Below are 15598 nucleotides of genomic sequence, written 5' to 3'. Positions count from 1 at the left end.
GAAACCAGCGTCAGGTGCGACGGAGGCTTCGAGACGCGTATCGCTCCGCGATGCGCTCCTCAGCCAGCTCGGCAGCGGCTCACTCCGCCGCGAGCCACACCGTGGTGTCGCCGGGCAGGCGGCCCTCGGCGACGGGGCCGCTCGAGACGAGCACGCGGCCAGCAGGCAGGGTCGCCTGGCCGGCGCCCGTGTTGGCCACCACGATCACGTCACCGTTGCGGAAGGTCAGCACGTCGGGCTCGTCGCTCGGCAGCCAGGTGAGCTCACCCGCGCCGAGCCGGTGCTCGCGGCGCACCGCGAGCAGTGAGCGGTACAGCTCGAGCGTCGAACCGGGGATGCCGGCCTGCGCGTCGCGCGCGTACTCGCGCCAGCTGTCGGGCTGCGGCAGCCAGCTCGCCGCGGTCGGACCGAAGCCCGTGCCGGGCGCATCCGCTTCCCACGGAATCGGCACACGGCATCCGTCACGACCGTAGGTCTCGCCGGCCGTGCGGAAGAAGCTCGGATCCTGGCGGGCGGTGTCGGGCAGGTCGATGACCTCGGGCAGCCCGAGTTCCTCACCTTGGTACACGTACGACGAGCCGGGCAACGCGAGCATGAACGCCGTGGCGGCACGTGCGCGCCGCAGGCCCACCACCTCATCCGGATGCGACTCCGACTTGGGCCCGAGGCCCTGCCCCTGCGGCGGGGGAGGGGTGAGCCCGAGTCGGGTGGCGTGGCGGATGACGTCGTGGTTCGAGAGCACCCAGGTGCTCGGCGCGCCGACGGAGCCGAAGGCCGCGAGCGATTCGTCGACGACACGGCGCAGCGGCTCGGCCTTCCACGGCGTCTCGAGGTAGCTGAAGTTGAAGGTCTGGTGCATCTCGTCGGGGCGCACCCACTGCGCGAGCTTGGCGAGGGGTTCGACCCACGCCTCACCGGCGAGGATGCGGTCGGGACCGTACTCGGCGAGCACCTCGTGCCACTCGCGGTAGATCTCGTGCACGCCGTCCTGCGCCCAGTAGGGCACATCCGCCTCGTCGCCGCCCATGCTGCCGGAGTCGGCGGGGGCGTGTAGTCGGGCAGGCCCTCGGCCTTCGCCAGACCGTGCGCCACGTCGACGCGGAAGCCGTCGACGCCGCGGTCGAGCCAGAACCGCAGCACGTCGCGGAAGTACTCGCGCACCTCGGGGTTGGTCCAGTCGAAGTCGGGCTGCGAGGTGTCGAAGAGGTGCAGGTACCACTGGCCGGGCGTGCCGTCGGGCTCGGTCACCCGCGTCCAGGCGATGCCGCCGAACACCGACTCCCAGTTGTTGGGCGGCAGCTCACCACGCTCGCCCCTACCGTCGCGGAAGATGTAGCGGGCGCGCTCGGGCGACCCGGGCGCGGCGACCAGAGCCGCCTGGAACCACTCGTGCGCACTCGAGGAGTGGTTCGGCACGAGGTCGATGATCACCTTGAGGCCGAGCTCGTGGGCGCGCTCGCGCATCGCATCGAAGTCGTCGAGGGTGCCGAACAGCGGATCGACGTCGCAGTAGTCGGCGACGTCGTAGCCGGCGTCGGCCTGCGGCGAGGTGAAGAACGGCGAGAGCCACACCGCGTCGACGCCGAGCTCGGCGAGGGCCGAGAGCCGCTGGGTGATGCCCGGCAGGTCTCCGACACCGTCGCCGTCGGCGTCCGCGAAGGAACGCGGATACACCTGGTAGATGACGGCGGTACGCCACCAGTCGTCGCGCTGCGTCGCGCGGTCGATCGTCGTGTTCACGCTGCTGCTTCCTTCGGTGGGATCCGGGGGCGCTTTCGATGCTAACGATCCTCAGTGACGTGGATGCGCCATCCGCTGCGCCCCGCGTTGACGTGACCACATGTAAACGTTTCCATTCTCGGATGTCAATTCCGGCCGGGCGTTATCAGGACGTGATCGAATCAACTTGACACGCGGGGTCCTTCTAGGTTCTCATGTCTGCAAACGCTTGCACCGAGCGTTCCGGAGAACGGCCTCCCACGTGCGGCCGAATCCGTACACAGGGAAAGGACCACACCAATGAAGGTGACCAAGAAGGGCGCGCTGTCACTCGGCGCGATCGCCGTCGCCTCCGCATTCGTGCTGAGCGGCTGCCAGGCCTCGAGCGACGACGGCGGCGACAAGCAGGCCAGCGGCAGCCTCACCGTCTGGGTCGACGCGGAGCGCGTGGACGCGCTGCAGGGCGCGGCCGATGCCTACACCGAGAAGACCGGTGTCGAGGTCGACCTCGTGGCGAAGGACAACGCCACCATCAAGGACGACTTCATCCAGCAGGTGCCCACCGGTGAGGGCCCCGACATCGTCATGGGCGCGCACGACTGGCTCGGCGAGCTGACCACCAACGGTGTCGTCGCTCCCCTCGAGCTCGGCGACTCGGCCGGCGACTACCTCGATGTCGCGATCCAGGCCGCCACCTACGACGGCACCGTCTACATGCTTCCGTACGCCGTCGAGAACATCGCCGTGCTGCGTAACGCCGACCTCGTGCCCGAGGCCGCGACGAGCTTCGACGACATGATCGCCAAGGGCACGGCCGCCGGCCTCGCTCAGCCGTTCGTCGTCGAGCAGGGCGCCGAGGGCAACCCGTACCACCTCTACCCGTTCCAGACCGCGTTCGGCGCCCCGGTGTTCGGCACCGACGACTCCGGCAGCTACGACGCCGGCGACCTGCAGCTCGGCAGCGAGGGCGGCTACGAGTTCGCCGCGTGGCTCGCGAGCCAGGGCAAGACCGGCACCGGCGTGTTCAACACCGACATCGACGGCGCGATCGCCAAGCAGGCCTTCCTCGACGGCACGGCCGCCTTCTGGCTGACTGGCCCGTGGAACGTGGGCGCCGCGGTCGACGCAGGCATCAACGTCGCGATCGACCCGATCCCGAGCCCGACGGCCGAAGCGGCCCAGCCGTTCGCCGGCGTGAAGGGCTTCTTCCTCTCCGCTGAGTCGAAGAACAAGGTCGCGGCGACCGACTTCCTCGTGAACTACCTCGGCTCCGAGGACGTGCAGCTCGAGCTCTTCCAGGCCGGCAACATCCTGCCCGCCCTGAGCGCCGCCGCCGACACCGCCGCGAGCGACCCGATCATCGCCGGCTTCCAGGCCGTCGGCGGCGACGCCGTGCCGATGCCCGCGATTCCCGCGATGGGCTCGGTGTGGCAGTACTGGGGCGTCTCCGAGGCCGCGATCATCAACGGCGAGGACCCGAAGGCGACGTGGGACAAGCTCGTCGCGGACGTGTCCGCCGCGATCGGCTGAGCCGCTCGACCGGCTGAGGATGCGGGGCGTGCCGCCGCAGGGGTGGACGCGCCCCGCATCCTCTTCCCATCCACCCCTGCGCAGAGAGATGTGACCCCCGATGGCTCTGTCCACTCGTAGCCCGCGCCGCACCGCGTCGCGCCAGCCGGCTCTGCCGAGCACCTCGGTGCGCGCCCTGCTGCTGAAGATCGTGCTGCTCGCGATCATCGACGCGATCTCGATCTTCGCCGCGTTCATGCTCGTGCTGCAGGACAACTGGGTCGTCGCGATCGTGGTGCTCGTGGTCACCGCGCTCGTGAACTGGGTCTACTTCTCGCGGCGCCTCCTGCCCGCCAAGTACCTCACGCCGGGCCTCATCTTCCTCGCCGTCTTCCAGGTGTTCGTGCTGCTCTACACCTGCTACGTGGGCTTCACGAACTACGGCACGGGCCACAACGGCACCAAGGAGCAGGCCGTGTCATCGCTGCTGGCCTCCTCGCTGCAGCGCGTCGAGGATTCGCCGACCTACCCCGTGACCGTCGTCGACCGCCTGGGCGAGCTCGGGCTGCTCGTGACCGACCCCGAGACGGGCGATGCCTTCGTCGGCACGAACGACGAGCCCCTCAGCCGCGTGTCGGGGGCCACCCTCGAGGGCGGCAAGGCCGTCGCCGCTCCCGGATGGACGAGCCTCACCTTCCAGGACGTCATCGCGCGCACCGACGAGATCACCTCGCTCGCGGTGCCCTACTCGTCCGACCCGAACGACGGCGCCCTGCGCACCCCCGACGGCTCCAACGCCTACCGCTACCTGTCGACCCTCGAGTTCGACGCGCAGGCCGGCACGATGACCAACACCCAGACGGGCGTGGTCTACACCGACCGGGGCACGGGCGCCTTCGTCGCCGACGACGGTGCGGAACTCCGCCCCGGATGGCAGATCACGGTCGGCTTCGACAACTTCGTGCGGGCGTTCACCGAGCAGTCCATCCGCGGCCCGCTCATCTACGTGACGATCTGGACCTTCGTCTTCGCCATCGGATCCGTGGCCCTCTGCTTCGGGCTGGGGCTGCTGCTCGCGATCACCTTCCAGAACGCCCGGATGCGCGGGGTCAAGTACTACCGACTGCTGCTGATCCTGCCGTACGCGTTCCCGGCCTTCCTCTCGATCCTCGTGTGGAAGGGCATGATGAACGAGAGCTTCGGCTTCCTCAACCAGGTGATCTTCGGCGGGGCCGCCATCCCGTGGCTCACCGATCCGACGCTCGCGAAGGCGAGCGCGCTGCTCGTGAACGTGTGGCTCGGCTTCCCCTACATGTTCCTCATCTGCACGGGTGCCCTGCAGGCGATCCCCGACGAGCTCACCGAGGCTGCCACGATGGACGGCGCCAAGGGCTGGCAGGTCTTCCGGCAGATCAAGCTGCCGCTGCTGCTGTCGACGACCGCGCCGGTGCTCATCGCATCCTTCGCCTTCAACTTCAACAACTTCAACCTCGTGTACCTGCTCAACAACGGCGGTCCACGAGATACCACGACGAGCCTGCCGGTGGGACACACCGACCTGCTCATCTCGATGGTCTACAAGGTGGCCTTCACCGGCCAGAACCGCGACTACGGTCTGGCATCCGCGTTCTCGATCATCATCTTCCTCATCGTGGCGATCATCGCGGTGGTCAGCTTCTCGAGGACCAAGGCTCTCGAGGAGATCCAGCGATGACCACGACGGCACCCTCCCGCGCACCGCCCCGCGGCGACGCAGCTTCGGCCGCTGGTTCGCCGACACCGGATGGCGTCACCTCATCGCGCTCGTCGTGGCGGTGTTCGCGGTGTTCCCGCTGCTGTTCGTGCTCTCGAGCGCGCTCAACCCCAACGGCACGCTCACCGGATCGAACGCGCTGTTCTCGAAGATCGGCATCGACAGCTTCTGGCGCATCCTGAGCGACGACAAGAGCCCCTACCTGCTGTGGTTCTGGAACACGCTCAAGGTCGCCACTGTGACGGCCGTCGCCTCGACGCTCATGGGGGCGCTCGCCGCCTACGCGTTCTCGCGGATGCGGTTCGCCGGCCGCCGCTTCGGGCTCATCACGATCGTCGTGATCCAGATGTTCCCGCAGCTGCTCGGCGCGGTCGCGATCTTCCTCATGATGAGCGCCATCGGCGACGTGTTCCCCGCGTTCGGGCTCAACACCCACACCGGGCTCATCATGGTGTACCTCGGTGGGGCGCTCGGCGTGAACACCTACCTCATGTACGGCTTCTTCAACACCGTGCCGGTGGAGATCGACGAGGCCGCCAAGATCGACGGTGCCGGACATGCGCGCATCTTCTTCACGATCATCCTGCGACTCGTGGCGCCGATCCTCGCGGTCGTCGCCCTGCTGTCGGTCATCACCTCGGTGTCGGAGTACCTCATCGCGAGCGTGCTGCTGATCGACCCCGAGAACCAGACGCTCGCCGTGGGCCTCGTGAAGCTCGTGTCGAACCCGCGCTACGCCGACTGGAGCGCCTTCTCGGCGGGCGCCATCATGGCGGCGATCCCGGTCGTGGCGCTCTTCCTCGCCCTGCAGCGCTACATCGTCGGCGGCATCACCGCGGGCGCCGTGAAGTGACGGCGGCGCACGGCTCGGGAGTTCGGCATCCGGCGGCGCTGCCGCACCACGACGGCTCGCCGCTCTACGTCTCGACGCAGCAGCCGCAACTCGGCGAGGCCGTGCGACTGCGGTTGCGCGTGCCGCGTGGCTTCCCGCCGCTGCGGGTGGTGCGCGTGCGCTCCAACCCCGATCGGGAGCCGAGCTATGCGGATGCGCGGGTCGCGCACGAGACGCCGGATGCCATCTGGTGGCAGGCGGAGGTGCGCGTGGAGAACCCCGTGCACGGCTACCGCTGGCTGCTCGAGGATTTCGCCGCGAACACCTGGTGGCTCACCTCGCACGGGCTCTCGAGCATCGAGACGCGCGACATCGATGACTTCCGCCTCGTGACCTTCCCCGCCCCGCCCGCGTGGGCGTGCGGGGCGGTGATGTACCAGGTGTTCCCGGACCGCTTCGCACGCTCGGCCGCGGCGGATGCGCGAAAGCTTCCCGACTGGGCGGAGCCGGCCGACTGGGGCGACCCCGTCATCCACGAGGGTGCGTCGACGGGGCGGCAGTTCTACGGCGGCGACCTCGACGGCATCCGGGAGCGACTCGATCACCTCGCCCTGCTCGGCGTCGACCTGCTGTATCTGACGCCCGTCTTCGCGGCGCGCTCGAATCACCGCTACGACGCCGAGTCGTTCGACCACGTCGACCCGCTGCTCGGCGGGGATGAGGCGCTCGTCGCGCTCGTGCAGGCGGCGCACGCGCGCGGCATCCGGGTGATGGGCGATCTCACGACCAACCACTCGGGCGATGCGCACGAGTGGTTCCGCGCCGCCTATGAGAACCCCGAGGCGGCCGAGAGCGCGTTCTACCTGTGGCGTGACGAACGGCAGTCGGACTACGTGTCGTGGCTCGGACACCGCAGTCTGCCGAAGTTCAATTGGAACTCGCCGGAGCTGAAGGCGCGCTTCATCGAGGGCGTCGACTCGATCGTCGCCCGTTACCTGCAGAAGCCGTTCGAACTCGACGGCTGGCGCATCGACGTGGCCAACATGACCGGCCGCTACCGCGACGACGACCACAACGAGGCGGTGCGCACGAGCATTCGCCGCACCATGATCGAGGTGAACCCCGACACGCTGCTCATCGCCGAGTCGACCAATGACGCCTCGGGCGGCGACTTCACGGGCGACGCGTGGCACGGCGCCATGACCTACGCGAACTTCACGCGCCCGCTGTGGAACTGGCTCTCGATGCCGGGCAGCCCGGCTGGCGGCGGCCTCGGCATGACCCTCGGGCGTACCACCGACTACACGGGCCGCGATTTCTATGCGGCGCACCGCGAGTTCGTGGCGGCGCTGCCCTGGCGCACACGGCTGCACACGATGAACGCGCTCGACACCCACGACACCCCCGCTTCCTCACCTCGGCGCGCGAGGGCGCACTTCCCGTCGCGGCGGGGCTCGCGATGACGCTGCCGGGGATCCCCGTGGTGTGGGCGGGCGACGAGTTCGGCTTCACCGCATCCGACGGCGAGCAGTCGCGCACGCCGATCCCGTGGGAGCGCATCGACGAGTTCGCGCCGACGATCTCGCTGTACCGCCGCCTGATCGCGCTGCGCCGGCGACATCCGGCGCTTGCCGAGGGCGGCATCCGCTGGCTGCACGTCTCGGATGAGGCGGTCGCCTTCGTGCGGGAGCACGCTGCGGAGTGCGTGCTCGTGCTCGCGACCCGCGCTCTCGCGGCCGTCGACTTCGCGGGGGAGCTGCCCGAGGATGCCGAGTTGTTGCTCGCCGAGAACGGAGGAGCGCCCGTTGCCGTGGCCGGCGGGAGCGTCTCGACCGCCGGACCGGCGTTCGTCGCCTGGCGGCTGCCGGGGGTGACGCTGCCCGCGTTCGAGGCGTGACCCGCCTCAGCGGCGGCTGACGACCGCGCTGTCGGGAGGCAGCACGAGCTCACCGCCCGCGATGGGTGGAGCGCCGGTCGTGGTGAACAGCACCTCCTCGGCGGCGCCCGCACGCCAGGGTCGCGTTCCGAGGTTCACACGGATCGTGATGCCGCCGCGCGCGAGAGCGATCGTGCGGGCGTCGTCGTCCCACGTGCCCGAGAGCTCGGCGAACCGTGGGCTGTGCAGTTCCGGCTCGGCGCGGCGCAGGGCGATGAGCGTGCGGTAGCGCTCGAGCATGCGGGCGTGGAACGGCTCGGCGAGCTCGCTCCAGTCGAGCCGGGCGCGCGCGAAGGTCGCCGGATCCTGCGGGTGCGCGACCTCGTCGGGATCCCATCCCATGCGGGAGAACTCGGCGAGGCGGCCGGCTTCGACCGCCTCGGCCAGCTCGGGCTCCGGATGCGAGGTGAAGAACGGCCACGGGGTCGATGCCGCCCACTCCTCGCCCATGAAGAGCAGGGGGTCGAGGGCGAGAGCACCGTGAGCACCGCGGCGATCGCCAGACGCTCCTCCGAGAGCTGGGCGGTGAGCCGATCGCCCGCCGCGCGGTTGCCGACCTGGTCGTGGTTCTGCGAGAAGGTCACGAGCCGCCACGCCTCGGTGTCGGGCGGGATGGGGTGGCCGTGCACGCGCTCGCGGAACGAGGAGTAGCTGCCCGCGTGGACGAAGCCGCGCGTCGCCGCAATGCCGAGTGCGGAGATCGGCGCGAAGTCGGCGTAGTAGCCCTGCGTCTCTCCGGTGAGCGCGACGTGCACGGCGTGGTGGTAGTCGTCGCTCCACTGGGCGGTGAGGCCGTGCCCACCCGCCGCGCGCGGCGTGAACATGACCGGATCGTTGAGGTCGGACTCGGCGATGAGGGTGAGCGGCCTGCCGAGACGCGCCGCGCGTGCCTCGGTCTCGGCCGCGAGCTCGGCCAGCAGGTGGGGGCGCCGCGCTCGTCGAGCGCATGAACGGCGTCGAGTCGCAGACCGTCGACGGCGTACTCCTCGAACCAGAGGGCCGCGTTGTCGAGGATGTAGCGCCGCACCTCGGGCTCGTCGAGGTCGAGCGTCTCGCCCCAGCTGTTGCGGTCCTCGCGCAGGTAGGGACCGAACTCGGGCAGGTAGTTGCCGCTCGGTCCCAGGTGGTTGTACACGACGTCTTGGATCACGGCGAGCCCGCGCGCATGGGCCGCCTCGACGAAGCGCAGGTAGGCATCCGGTCCGCCGTAGGGGGCGTGCACCGCGTACCAGGCGACGCCGTCGTAGCCCCAGCCCTGCACGCCGTTGAAGGCGTTCACGGGCAGCAGCTCGACGGCGTCGACACCCAGCCGGACGAGGTGATCGAGACGGTCGATCGCGGCGTCGAGGGTGCCGCCAGGGGTGAAGGTGCCGATGTGGAGCTCGTAGAGCATGGCGTCGGCGAGCTCGCGGCCCGCCCAGCCCGGGGTCGCGAGCGGCGCCGCCGGGGTGGGCCGGGCCGCGCTCAGGCCGTGCACGCCGTCGGGAAGCTCGCGGCCGCGGGGATCGGGCCGGGTCGCCCCGCCGTCGACCGCGAAGCCGTAGCGCTCACCGGGCGCGAGCTCACCGCCCTCCCACCAGCCGCCCCCACGGCGTGCATGGGCTCGCGCATGCCGGCACGGTCGAGCTCTACCGTCGCGGCTCGCGGCGCCCACACCCGCGCGATCACGCGTCCTCCCGCACGAGCAGCGCGACGGGGTAGCGCTCGAGCAGGGTCGCGAGCGGCAGGGCGCCGCCCTCCACGACGCGGCCGGTGAGCGCATCCCGCCAGGTGCCCTCGCGCGCGAGCAGCTCGGTGGCACCCCAGCCGCCCGCGTTCTCGAGCCCGATCGGCAGACGGGTGGCGATGGTGATAGCGCCGCCTCGGTCGAACGCCACCACATGCTCGGATGCGGCTCCCGCGGCCACGAGGGGCACGTAGCGTGTGAAGAGCTCCGCTCGATCGCGCCGCAGCCGCAGCGCCCGGCTCGTGACGAGCAGCTTCGCGGCGCCCGACTCGTCCACCGGCGGCAGCTCGCCGCCGTCGAGCCGGGCGAGCAGCTTGCGTCGCAGGCCGAAGTCGACCGGGCGACGGTTGTCGGGGTCGACGAGCGAACGCTCCCACAGCTCGCTGCCCTGGTAGACATCCGGAACCCCCGGCGCCGTGAGCTGCATGAGCTTGGCGGAGAGGCCGTTCGAGTAGCCGGCGGGCTGCAGGAACGACACCATGCGCTCGAGGTCGTCGTGCGTGTCGGGGTCGTCGAAGAGGCGATCGATGAACGCGTGCAGACGCTGTTCGAAGACCGCGTCGGGCGTCGTCCACCGGGTCGACAGCCCCGCCTCGCGCGCGGCCTTCTCGGCGTAACCGTGCAGCGCTTCCCGCTCGCGTGGCCACGCGCCCACTACCGACTGCCACAGCAGGTTCTCGAGCACGCCGTCGCCGAGGTCGAAGGCGGCGCGTCGCCGGTCGACGAACTCCTCCCACAGCTCGGGCACCTCGGTGATCGCGTCGATGCGGGCGCGGGTGTCCTCGCCGCGCTTGGTGTCGTGGGTGGAGAGCGTCGTCATCGAGGTGGGCCAGCTCGCCAGCCGCGCCTGCTGGCGGCGATGGAACTCGGCGACGTCGATCGCGAACTCGGACGGGTCGCCGCCCACCTCGGTGAGGCTCGCAAGCCGCGAGGTGCGATAGAACGCCGTGTCTTCGACACCCTTGGCCATCACCATGCCCGAAGTCTGCTGAAAACGCCGGGCCACCGGGTGGGAGGGTCGCGCAGCAGTCGTCCGAGCGCGTGCAGCACGCCCGCGAGCTCGGGGCGTCGCCGCTCGGCGTCCGCGAGGGCGCGCTCGAGGTGCTCGATACCGAAGGGCAGGTAGCTGCGGTACACCGGGAAGCACGCGAGCAGTTCGGCGAGCGCGTCGGCGACCTCGGCATCCGGATGCTCGGCAGCGTCGCCCGCGCCGCGCACCTCGCGCACGAGGCGGTTCACCTCGGAGGCCAGCAGCCCGTCGGCGATCGCCCGTTTGGTGCCGTGGATGAGGTCGGGCCAGGAGGGTGCCGCGCGGTCGCCGTCCCGCAGTCGCGCGTCGAGGGCGCCCAGGGTGCCCGCCCCGCCGAGTCCACGAGCACGCGGTCGAGGTCGCCGAGCGCGTCGTACCCGGTCGTGCCGGCGGTGGCCCAGAACGGAGGAGCTGCTCGCCCGGCTCGAGGATCTTCTCGACCAGCACGTAGCATCCGCGGGTCGCTTCGGCCAGGTCGTCGAGATAGCCGCCCGGATCGAGCAGGCCGTCGGGGTGATCCACCCGCAGCCCCTGCGCGAGGCCTTCGTGGATCCAGCGCAGGATCTCGCGGTGGGTGGCGGCGAACACCTCGGGCAGCTCGACCCGCACGGCCGCGAGCTCGTTGACGCCGAAGAAGCGTCGGTAGGTGAGCTCGGCGTCGGCGCGCGTCCAGTGCATGAGTTCGTAGTGCTGACGGTCGTGCACGACCTCGACGGGGGCGCCGTCGTCGCCGGTGCCGGGGGCGAGCGGATAGCGGTGTTCGTAATAGTGCAGCTCATCGCCCTCGACGCGGAGCGCGCCGGACGCCGCCGCATCCGTCACCGGTTCGCCGAGCACCGGGATGCGCACGCGCCCGCCGCCCGCGGTCCAGTCGACGTCGAAGAAGCGCGCGTGCGGGGAGTCCTGGCCGAGGCGCAGCACATCCCACCACCAGCTGTTGGCGGAGGCATCGCCGACGCCCATGTGGTTGGGCACGATGTCGACGAGCACCCCCATCCCGCGGGTGCGGGCGGCGCGCGAGAGCCGCTCGAGCCCGTCGGGGCCGCCGCGGCCCGGATCGACGCGCGCGTGGTCGACCACGTCATAGCCGTGCGGGGAGCCCGGGGTCGCGGCCAGCAGCGGCGAGAGGTAGAACCAGTCGGCCCCCAGCGTGCGCAGATAGTCGGCCAGCTCGGCCGCGGAGGTGAGCGGGAACTCGGCGGTCAGCTGGATGCGGTACGTCGAGCGGGGAGCGGATTCATGCCACCCCCGGGTCGACGACGGCGGGCGGGCGAGCTGCCGCCGCCGTCGTGAGCGAACTGCTCACCGCGTCGTCGCCCGTCTCCTCCTCGGCCATGAACTCCGTGAGCACGACCATCGAGAAGGGGGCGAGTGTGAGGGTGTCGCCGGTGCGCAGGGTCGCGTTGACCGCGGCGCCGCTCGTGTCGACGAGCACCGTCCAGGCGCTGGGGCCGAGGTCGGGCAGCGTCGCGTCGACGTCGCCGTCGTGCGAGGAGAAGTACACGAGGAAGTCGTCGTCGACGATGCGCTCGCCGCGCACGTCACGACCGGGGATCGCGCCGCCGCCCAGGTACATGCCGATCGACTTGCCGAAGTCGGCATCCCAATCCTCCGGTCGCATCCGCTGGCCGTCGGGGCGGAGCCACGCGATGTCGGGGCGCGCATCGCGCGTCTCATCGAGCGGGTGGCCCTCGAGAAAGCGGCGGCGGCGGAAGGTGGGGTGATCGCGCCGCAGGCCGGCGAGGGCCGCCGTGAACTCGATGAGCGCGGTGTCCGCCTGCTCCCAGTTCACCCAGCTGAGCTCGGAGTCCTGCGCGTAGACGTTGTTGTTGCCCTGCTGAGTGCGACCGAGCTCGTCGCCGTGCGCGATCATCGGCACGCCCTGCGAGAGCAGCAGGGTCGCGAGCAGGTCGCGCTGGCGGCGTGCGCGCAGTGCCTGGATGGCGGGGTCGTCGGTGGAGCCCTCGGCTCCGCTGTTCCAGGAGCGGTTGTGCGATTCGCCGTCGGCGCCGTTCTCGCCATTGGCGTCGTTGTGCTTCTCATCGTAGGAGACGAGGTCGCGCAGCGTGAAACCGTCGTGGGCAGTTACGAAGTTGATGCTCGCCACGGGGCGCCGCCCGGTCTGCTCGTAGAGGTCGGCCGATCCGGTGATGCGCGAGGCGAACTCGCCGAGGGTCGAGGGATGCCCGCGCCAGAAGTCGCGCACCGTGTCGCGGTACTTGCCGTTCCACTCGGTCCATTGCGGCGGGAAATTGCCCACCTGGTAGCCGCCGGGTCCGACATCCCACGGTTCCGCGATGAGCTTCACCTGCGACACGATCGGGTCTTGCTGCACGAGCTCGAAGAAGGTGGCCAGCCGGTCGACCTCATAGAACTCGCGGGCGAGGGTCGCCGCGAGGTCGAAGCGGAAGCCGTCGACGTGCATCTCGGTCACCCAGTAGCGCAGCGAATCCATGATGAGCTGCAGCGTGTGCGGGTGGCCGACGTTGAGGGAGTTGCCGGTGCCCGTGTAGTCCATGTAGTAGCGCTTGTCGTCGTCGACGAGCCGGTAGTAGGCGGCATTGTCGATACCGCGCATCGAGATGGTGGGCCCCAGGTGGTTGCCCTCCGCCGTGTGGTTGTAGACCACGTCGAGGATGACCTCGATGCCGGCCGCGTGCAGGCTGCGCACCATGCCCTTGAACTCCTGCACCTGCTGACCGGGGGCACCGGCGGAGGCGTACTCCGCGTGCGGCGCGAGGAACGCGATCGAGTTGTAACCCCAGTAGTTGCGCAGCCCGCGCTCGATCAGCACCGAGTCGTGCACGAACTGGTGCACGGGCATGAGCTCGAGCGCCGTGATGCCGAGCTTCTGCAGGTGCGCGATCACCACGGGATGCCCGAGCGCCGCGTAGCTGCCGCGCTGCTCCTCGGGGATCTCGGGGTGCAGCTGGGTGAGCCCCTTCACGTGGGCTTCGTAGATGATCGTCTCGTCGTAGGGCGTGCGCGGTGCGCGGTCGCCGCTCCAGTCGAAGAACGGGTCGACCACGACGCCGTGCATCATGTCGGATGCCGAATCCGTGTCGTCGAAGGAGTCCTCCTCGCCGAAGCGGTACGAGAACAGCGACTGCCCCCACCGGATCTCGCCGGTCGTCGCCTTCGCGTACGGGTCGAGCAGCAGCTTCGCGGGGTTGCAGCGCTGCCCGCTCGCGGGGTCCCACGGGCCGTGCACCCGGTATCCGTAGCGCTGCCCCGGACGGATGCCGGGCAGGTAGGCGTGCCACACGTAGCCGTCGACCTCGGTGAGCGTGCAGCGCGTCTCGACGAGGTCGTCGTCGAACAGGCAGAGTTCGACTTTCTCGGCGACCTCGCTGAAGAGGGCGAAGTTGGTGCCGTTGCCGTCGAAGGTCGCTCCGAGCGGGTAGGCCGATCCGGGCCAGGTGTGCATGGGCGCCCTTCGTCGTCAGGGGGAAGGCGCGACGGACGCGTCGCAGCTTCGACGCTAGCCACGCGGCGCCGTCACGGCGAGGGGTTGACGTCGATCGGATGCCGTGCGAAGGCACCCGCGAGGGCGTCGCAGGGGCGGCGGCGGATGGCGTGACGGCCCCTTGGCGGATGGTAGGCTCTTGCGGTGCCTCGGCGTGATCCGCGGTGCGCCCCGATAGCTCAGTGGTAGAGCACTTCCATGGTAAGGAAGGGGTCGTCAGTTCAATCCTGACTCGGGGCTCTGTTCACCGGTCCGGGGCTCCACCCTCAGGCCGGTGGACGTGCGGCTGAGTAGCTCAGTTGGTGAGAGCGCACGACTCATAATCGTGAGGTCGCGGGTTCGAGTCCCGCCTCAGCTACACATGGTCTGATCAGGGGTTCTTCTGGTCCATTCAAAGGCGTGGATGAGATGAGCCGCCTTTCGTTGCTCGTCAGTTGTGGCCATTTGGCCACATTTTGGCCACGTCTCGCGCCGATCTACGAGGCGGAGGCCAGTAGATCATTGGCCTCGCGGGCCGGCGTGCGTATGAGTAGGTGCATCTAACCCAATCTGGCTGCCGACATCGATAACCTCTGCTCGGAGAGGAGGTCAGGTTGGCGCGCGCAACCGCACTAACGCCGCTGCTGGTACTGAGCGAGAGCACCGCGGACTCTGCTGTCGAGTACGTGATCGGAGGCCTCGAGCTCGGAGGCGCCGAACGAGAAGCTGCGGCTCAGTTGCTCGCTGACACTGCTATGCAAATCGTTTGCGGCGAGTCTCCCGTCCTTGACCGGTGGCGCGGCAGGCGTGACGGCGGGCCGCCCGAAACTGGCACGGCGTTGAAGGCGGTCGAAACCTTCATGTCGATCGGTTTTGGCACGCCTGACAACCCACCGAACGACGATCACCTTCAAGGGCACATAGCGGAGCTGATTTGGTACCTCGTTATTGCCGAACGTCTCGTCGCGCGGGACGGCCGTGTTCTGGTTCGCGCTCATCCCGTGAAAGCAGATCCGCTCGAGCCGGGAGGCGATGGGCTTGTTGTCTACGCGAATCCTTCTGGCGATTACGTGTTCCGTCTTTGGGAGATTAAGAAGCACACTGCTCAAGCGGTCATTTCTGGGACCATCAACCGCGCAGGAAAGCAACTCGCGAAGCGCGGGCACGAATACCTCGCCAAACTTTCGGGGCCGGAGTCGATGATTGAAGACGTCTCCCTGAGAGATATGTACTCCTCGATGGTTGATCTGTGGTTCGACCGCAGCGCGAAGGCCGGGGTGGGCGTCTCGGTCGGCACGTCGGCGTCGACGGCTCCACATAGCCACCGCAGCTTCGGTTCAATTCGCGCCACCTTCCCCGCGTTCGCGCTCCCCGCGCAAACGGAGGCAATTGTCGTCGCCATTCCCGACTTTGCGGGCTTCGCATCGAGAGTGAAGGACATCGTGTGGAGCGGGCTCTAGATATCGCATTACTCGGTGGCGCCCTGGCCCAGCGTTCGGGGCTTCCAACTCCCGAGCAATTGCAGGATCTGCTCGCGACCGCCGAGATCGGTCTGATACTGCGGCGGGATCGAATCGCGCCAGAGTTGCTCGACACGGCTTGGTACCTTCACGGGATCGCTTCCGTGAGCGGGGCTGCCGAAAGATAC

Annotated in this window: 6 protein-coding genes, 2 tRNA genes and 4 pseudogenes; 8 read left to right on the top strand and 4 right to left on the bottom strand. The window is 69.4% G+C overall.

What is annotated here, in order from left to right; translation table 11 throughout:
* Positions 1-79: 79 nt before the first annotated feature.
* Positions 80-1740: pseudogene (locus QQK29_RS04155) on the bottom strand (glycoside hydrolase family 13 protein).
* A 279-nt stretch (positions 1741-2019) separates the two neighbouring features.
* Here QQK29_RS04155 and QQK29_RS04150 point away from each other — a divergent pair.
* From QQK29_RS04150 to QQK29_RS04130, 5 genes and pseudogenes are all read left to right on the top strand, one after another.
* Positions 2020-3249 (top strand): sugar ABC transporter substrate-binding protein, encoded by a 1230-nt coding sequence (locus QQK29_RS04150; RefSeq protein WP_284298030.1) that lies wholly within the window; start codon positions 2020-2022, stop codon positions 3247-3249.
* Positions 3250-3349: 100 nt separating this feature from the next.
* Entirely contained in the window at positions 3350-4942 is a 1593-nt protein-coding gene (malF, locus tag QQK29_RS04145; RefSeq protein ID WP_284298028.1) for a maltose ABC transporter permease MalF, read from the top strand.
* Positions 4943-4961: 19 nt separating this feature from the next.
* A pseudogene (locus tag QQK29_RS04140) lies at positions 4962-5834 on the top strand (sugar ABC transporter permease); the annotation flags it as partial.
* Complete coding sequence (locus QQK29_RS04135) at positions 5831-7276, top strand: alpha-amylase family glycosyl hydrolase (RefSeq protein ID WP_284298026.1); 1446 nt, start codon at positions 5831-5833, stop codon at positions 7274-7276. The pseudogene QQK29_RS04140 and the gene QQK29_RS04135, both read left to right, overlap by 4 nt.
* Positions 7273-7710 carry a DUF3459 domain-containing protein gene (locus tag QQK29_RS04130; protein ID WP_284298024.1) on the top strand — a complete coding sequence of 146 codons (438 nt, stop codon included), beginning with the start codon at positions 7273-7275 and terminating at the stop codon, positions 7708-7710. Before QQK29_RS04135 ends, QQK29_RS04130 begins: the two co-directional genes overlap by 4 nt.
* A gap of 6 nt (positions 7711-7716) precedes the next feature.
* Here QQK29_RS04130 and treZ read toward each other — a convergent pair.
* The 3 genes and pseudogenes from treZ to glgX form a co-directional block, all read right to left on the bottom strand.
* A pseudogene (gene treZ, locus QQK29_RS04125) lies at positions 7717-9360 on the bottom strand (malto-oligosyltrehalose trehalohydrolase).
* A 53-nt stretch (positions 9361-9413) separates the two neighbouring features.
* Positions 9414-11717: pseudogene (gene treY / locus QQK29_RS04120) on the bottom strand (malto-oligosyltrehalose synthase).
* A gap of 25 nt (positions 11718-11742) precedes the next feature.
* Positions 11743-13932, bottom strand: a complete 2190-nt coding sequence (glgX, locus tag QQK29_RS04115; protein WP_284298022.1) for a glycogen debranching protein GlgX — start codon at positions 13930-13932, stop codon at positions 11743-11745.
* A gap of 207 nt (positions 13933-14139) precedes the next feature.
* On the opposite strand from glgX, the gene QQK29_RS04110 reads away from it, so the two are divergent.
* The 3 genes from QQK29_RS04110 to QQK29_RS04100 all read left to right on the top strand — a co-directional run bounded on the left by QQK29_RS04110 (position 14140) and on the right by QQK29_RS04100 (position 15410).
* Positions 14140-14211 (top strand) — tRNA-Thr (locus QQK29_RS04110).
* A gap of 44 nt (positions 14212-14255) precedes the next feature.
* Positions 14256-14329, top strand: a tRNA-Met gene (locus QQK29_RS04105).
* Positions 14330-14564: 235 nt separating this feature from the next.
* Positions 14565-15410 (top strand): hypothetical protein, encoded by an 846-nt coding sequence (locus tag QQK29_RS04100; protein ID WP_284298020.1) that lies wholly within the window; start codon positions 14565-14567, stop codon positions 15408-15410.
* Positions 15411-15598 lie beyond the last annotated feature (188 nt).

It is taken from the genome of Homoserinibacter gongjuensis (assembly GCF_030161875.1).
Classification (GTDB): Bacteria; Actinomycetota; Actinomycetes; order Actinomycetales; family Microbacteriaceae; genus Homoserinibacter; species Homoserinibacter gongjuensis.
The sequence above is the reverse complement of the archived record's forward strand: the minus strand, read 5'-3'. Positions and strand labels throughout refer to the sequence as shown.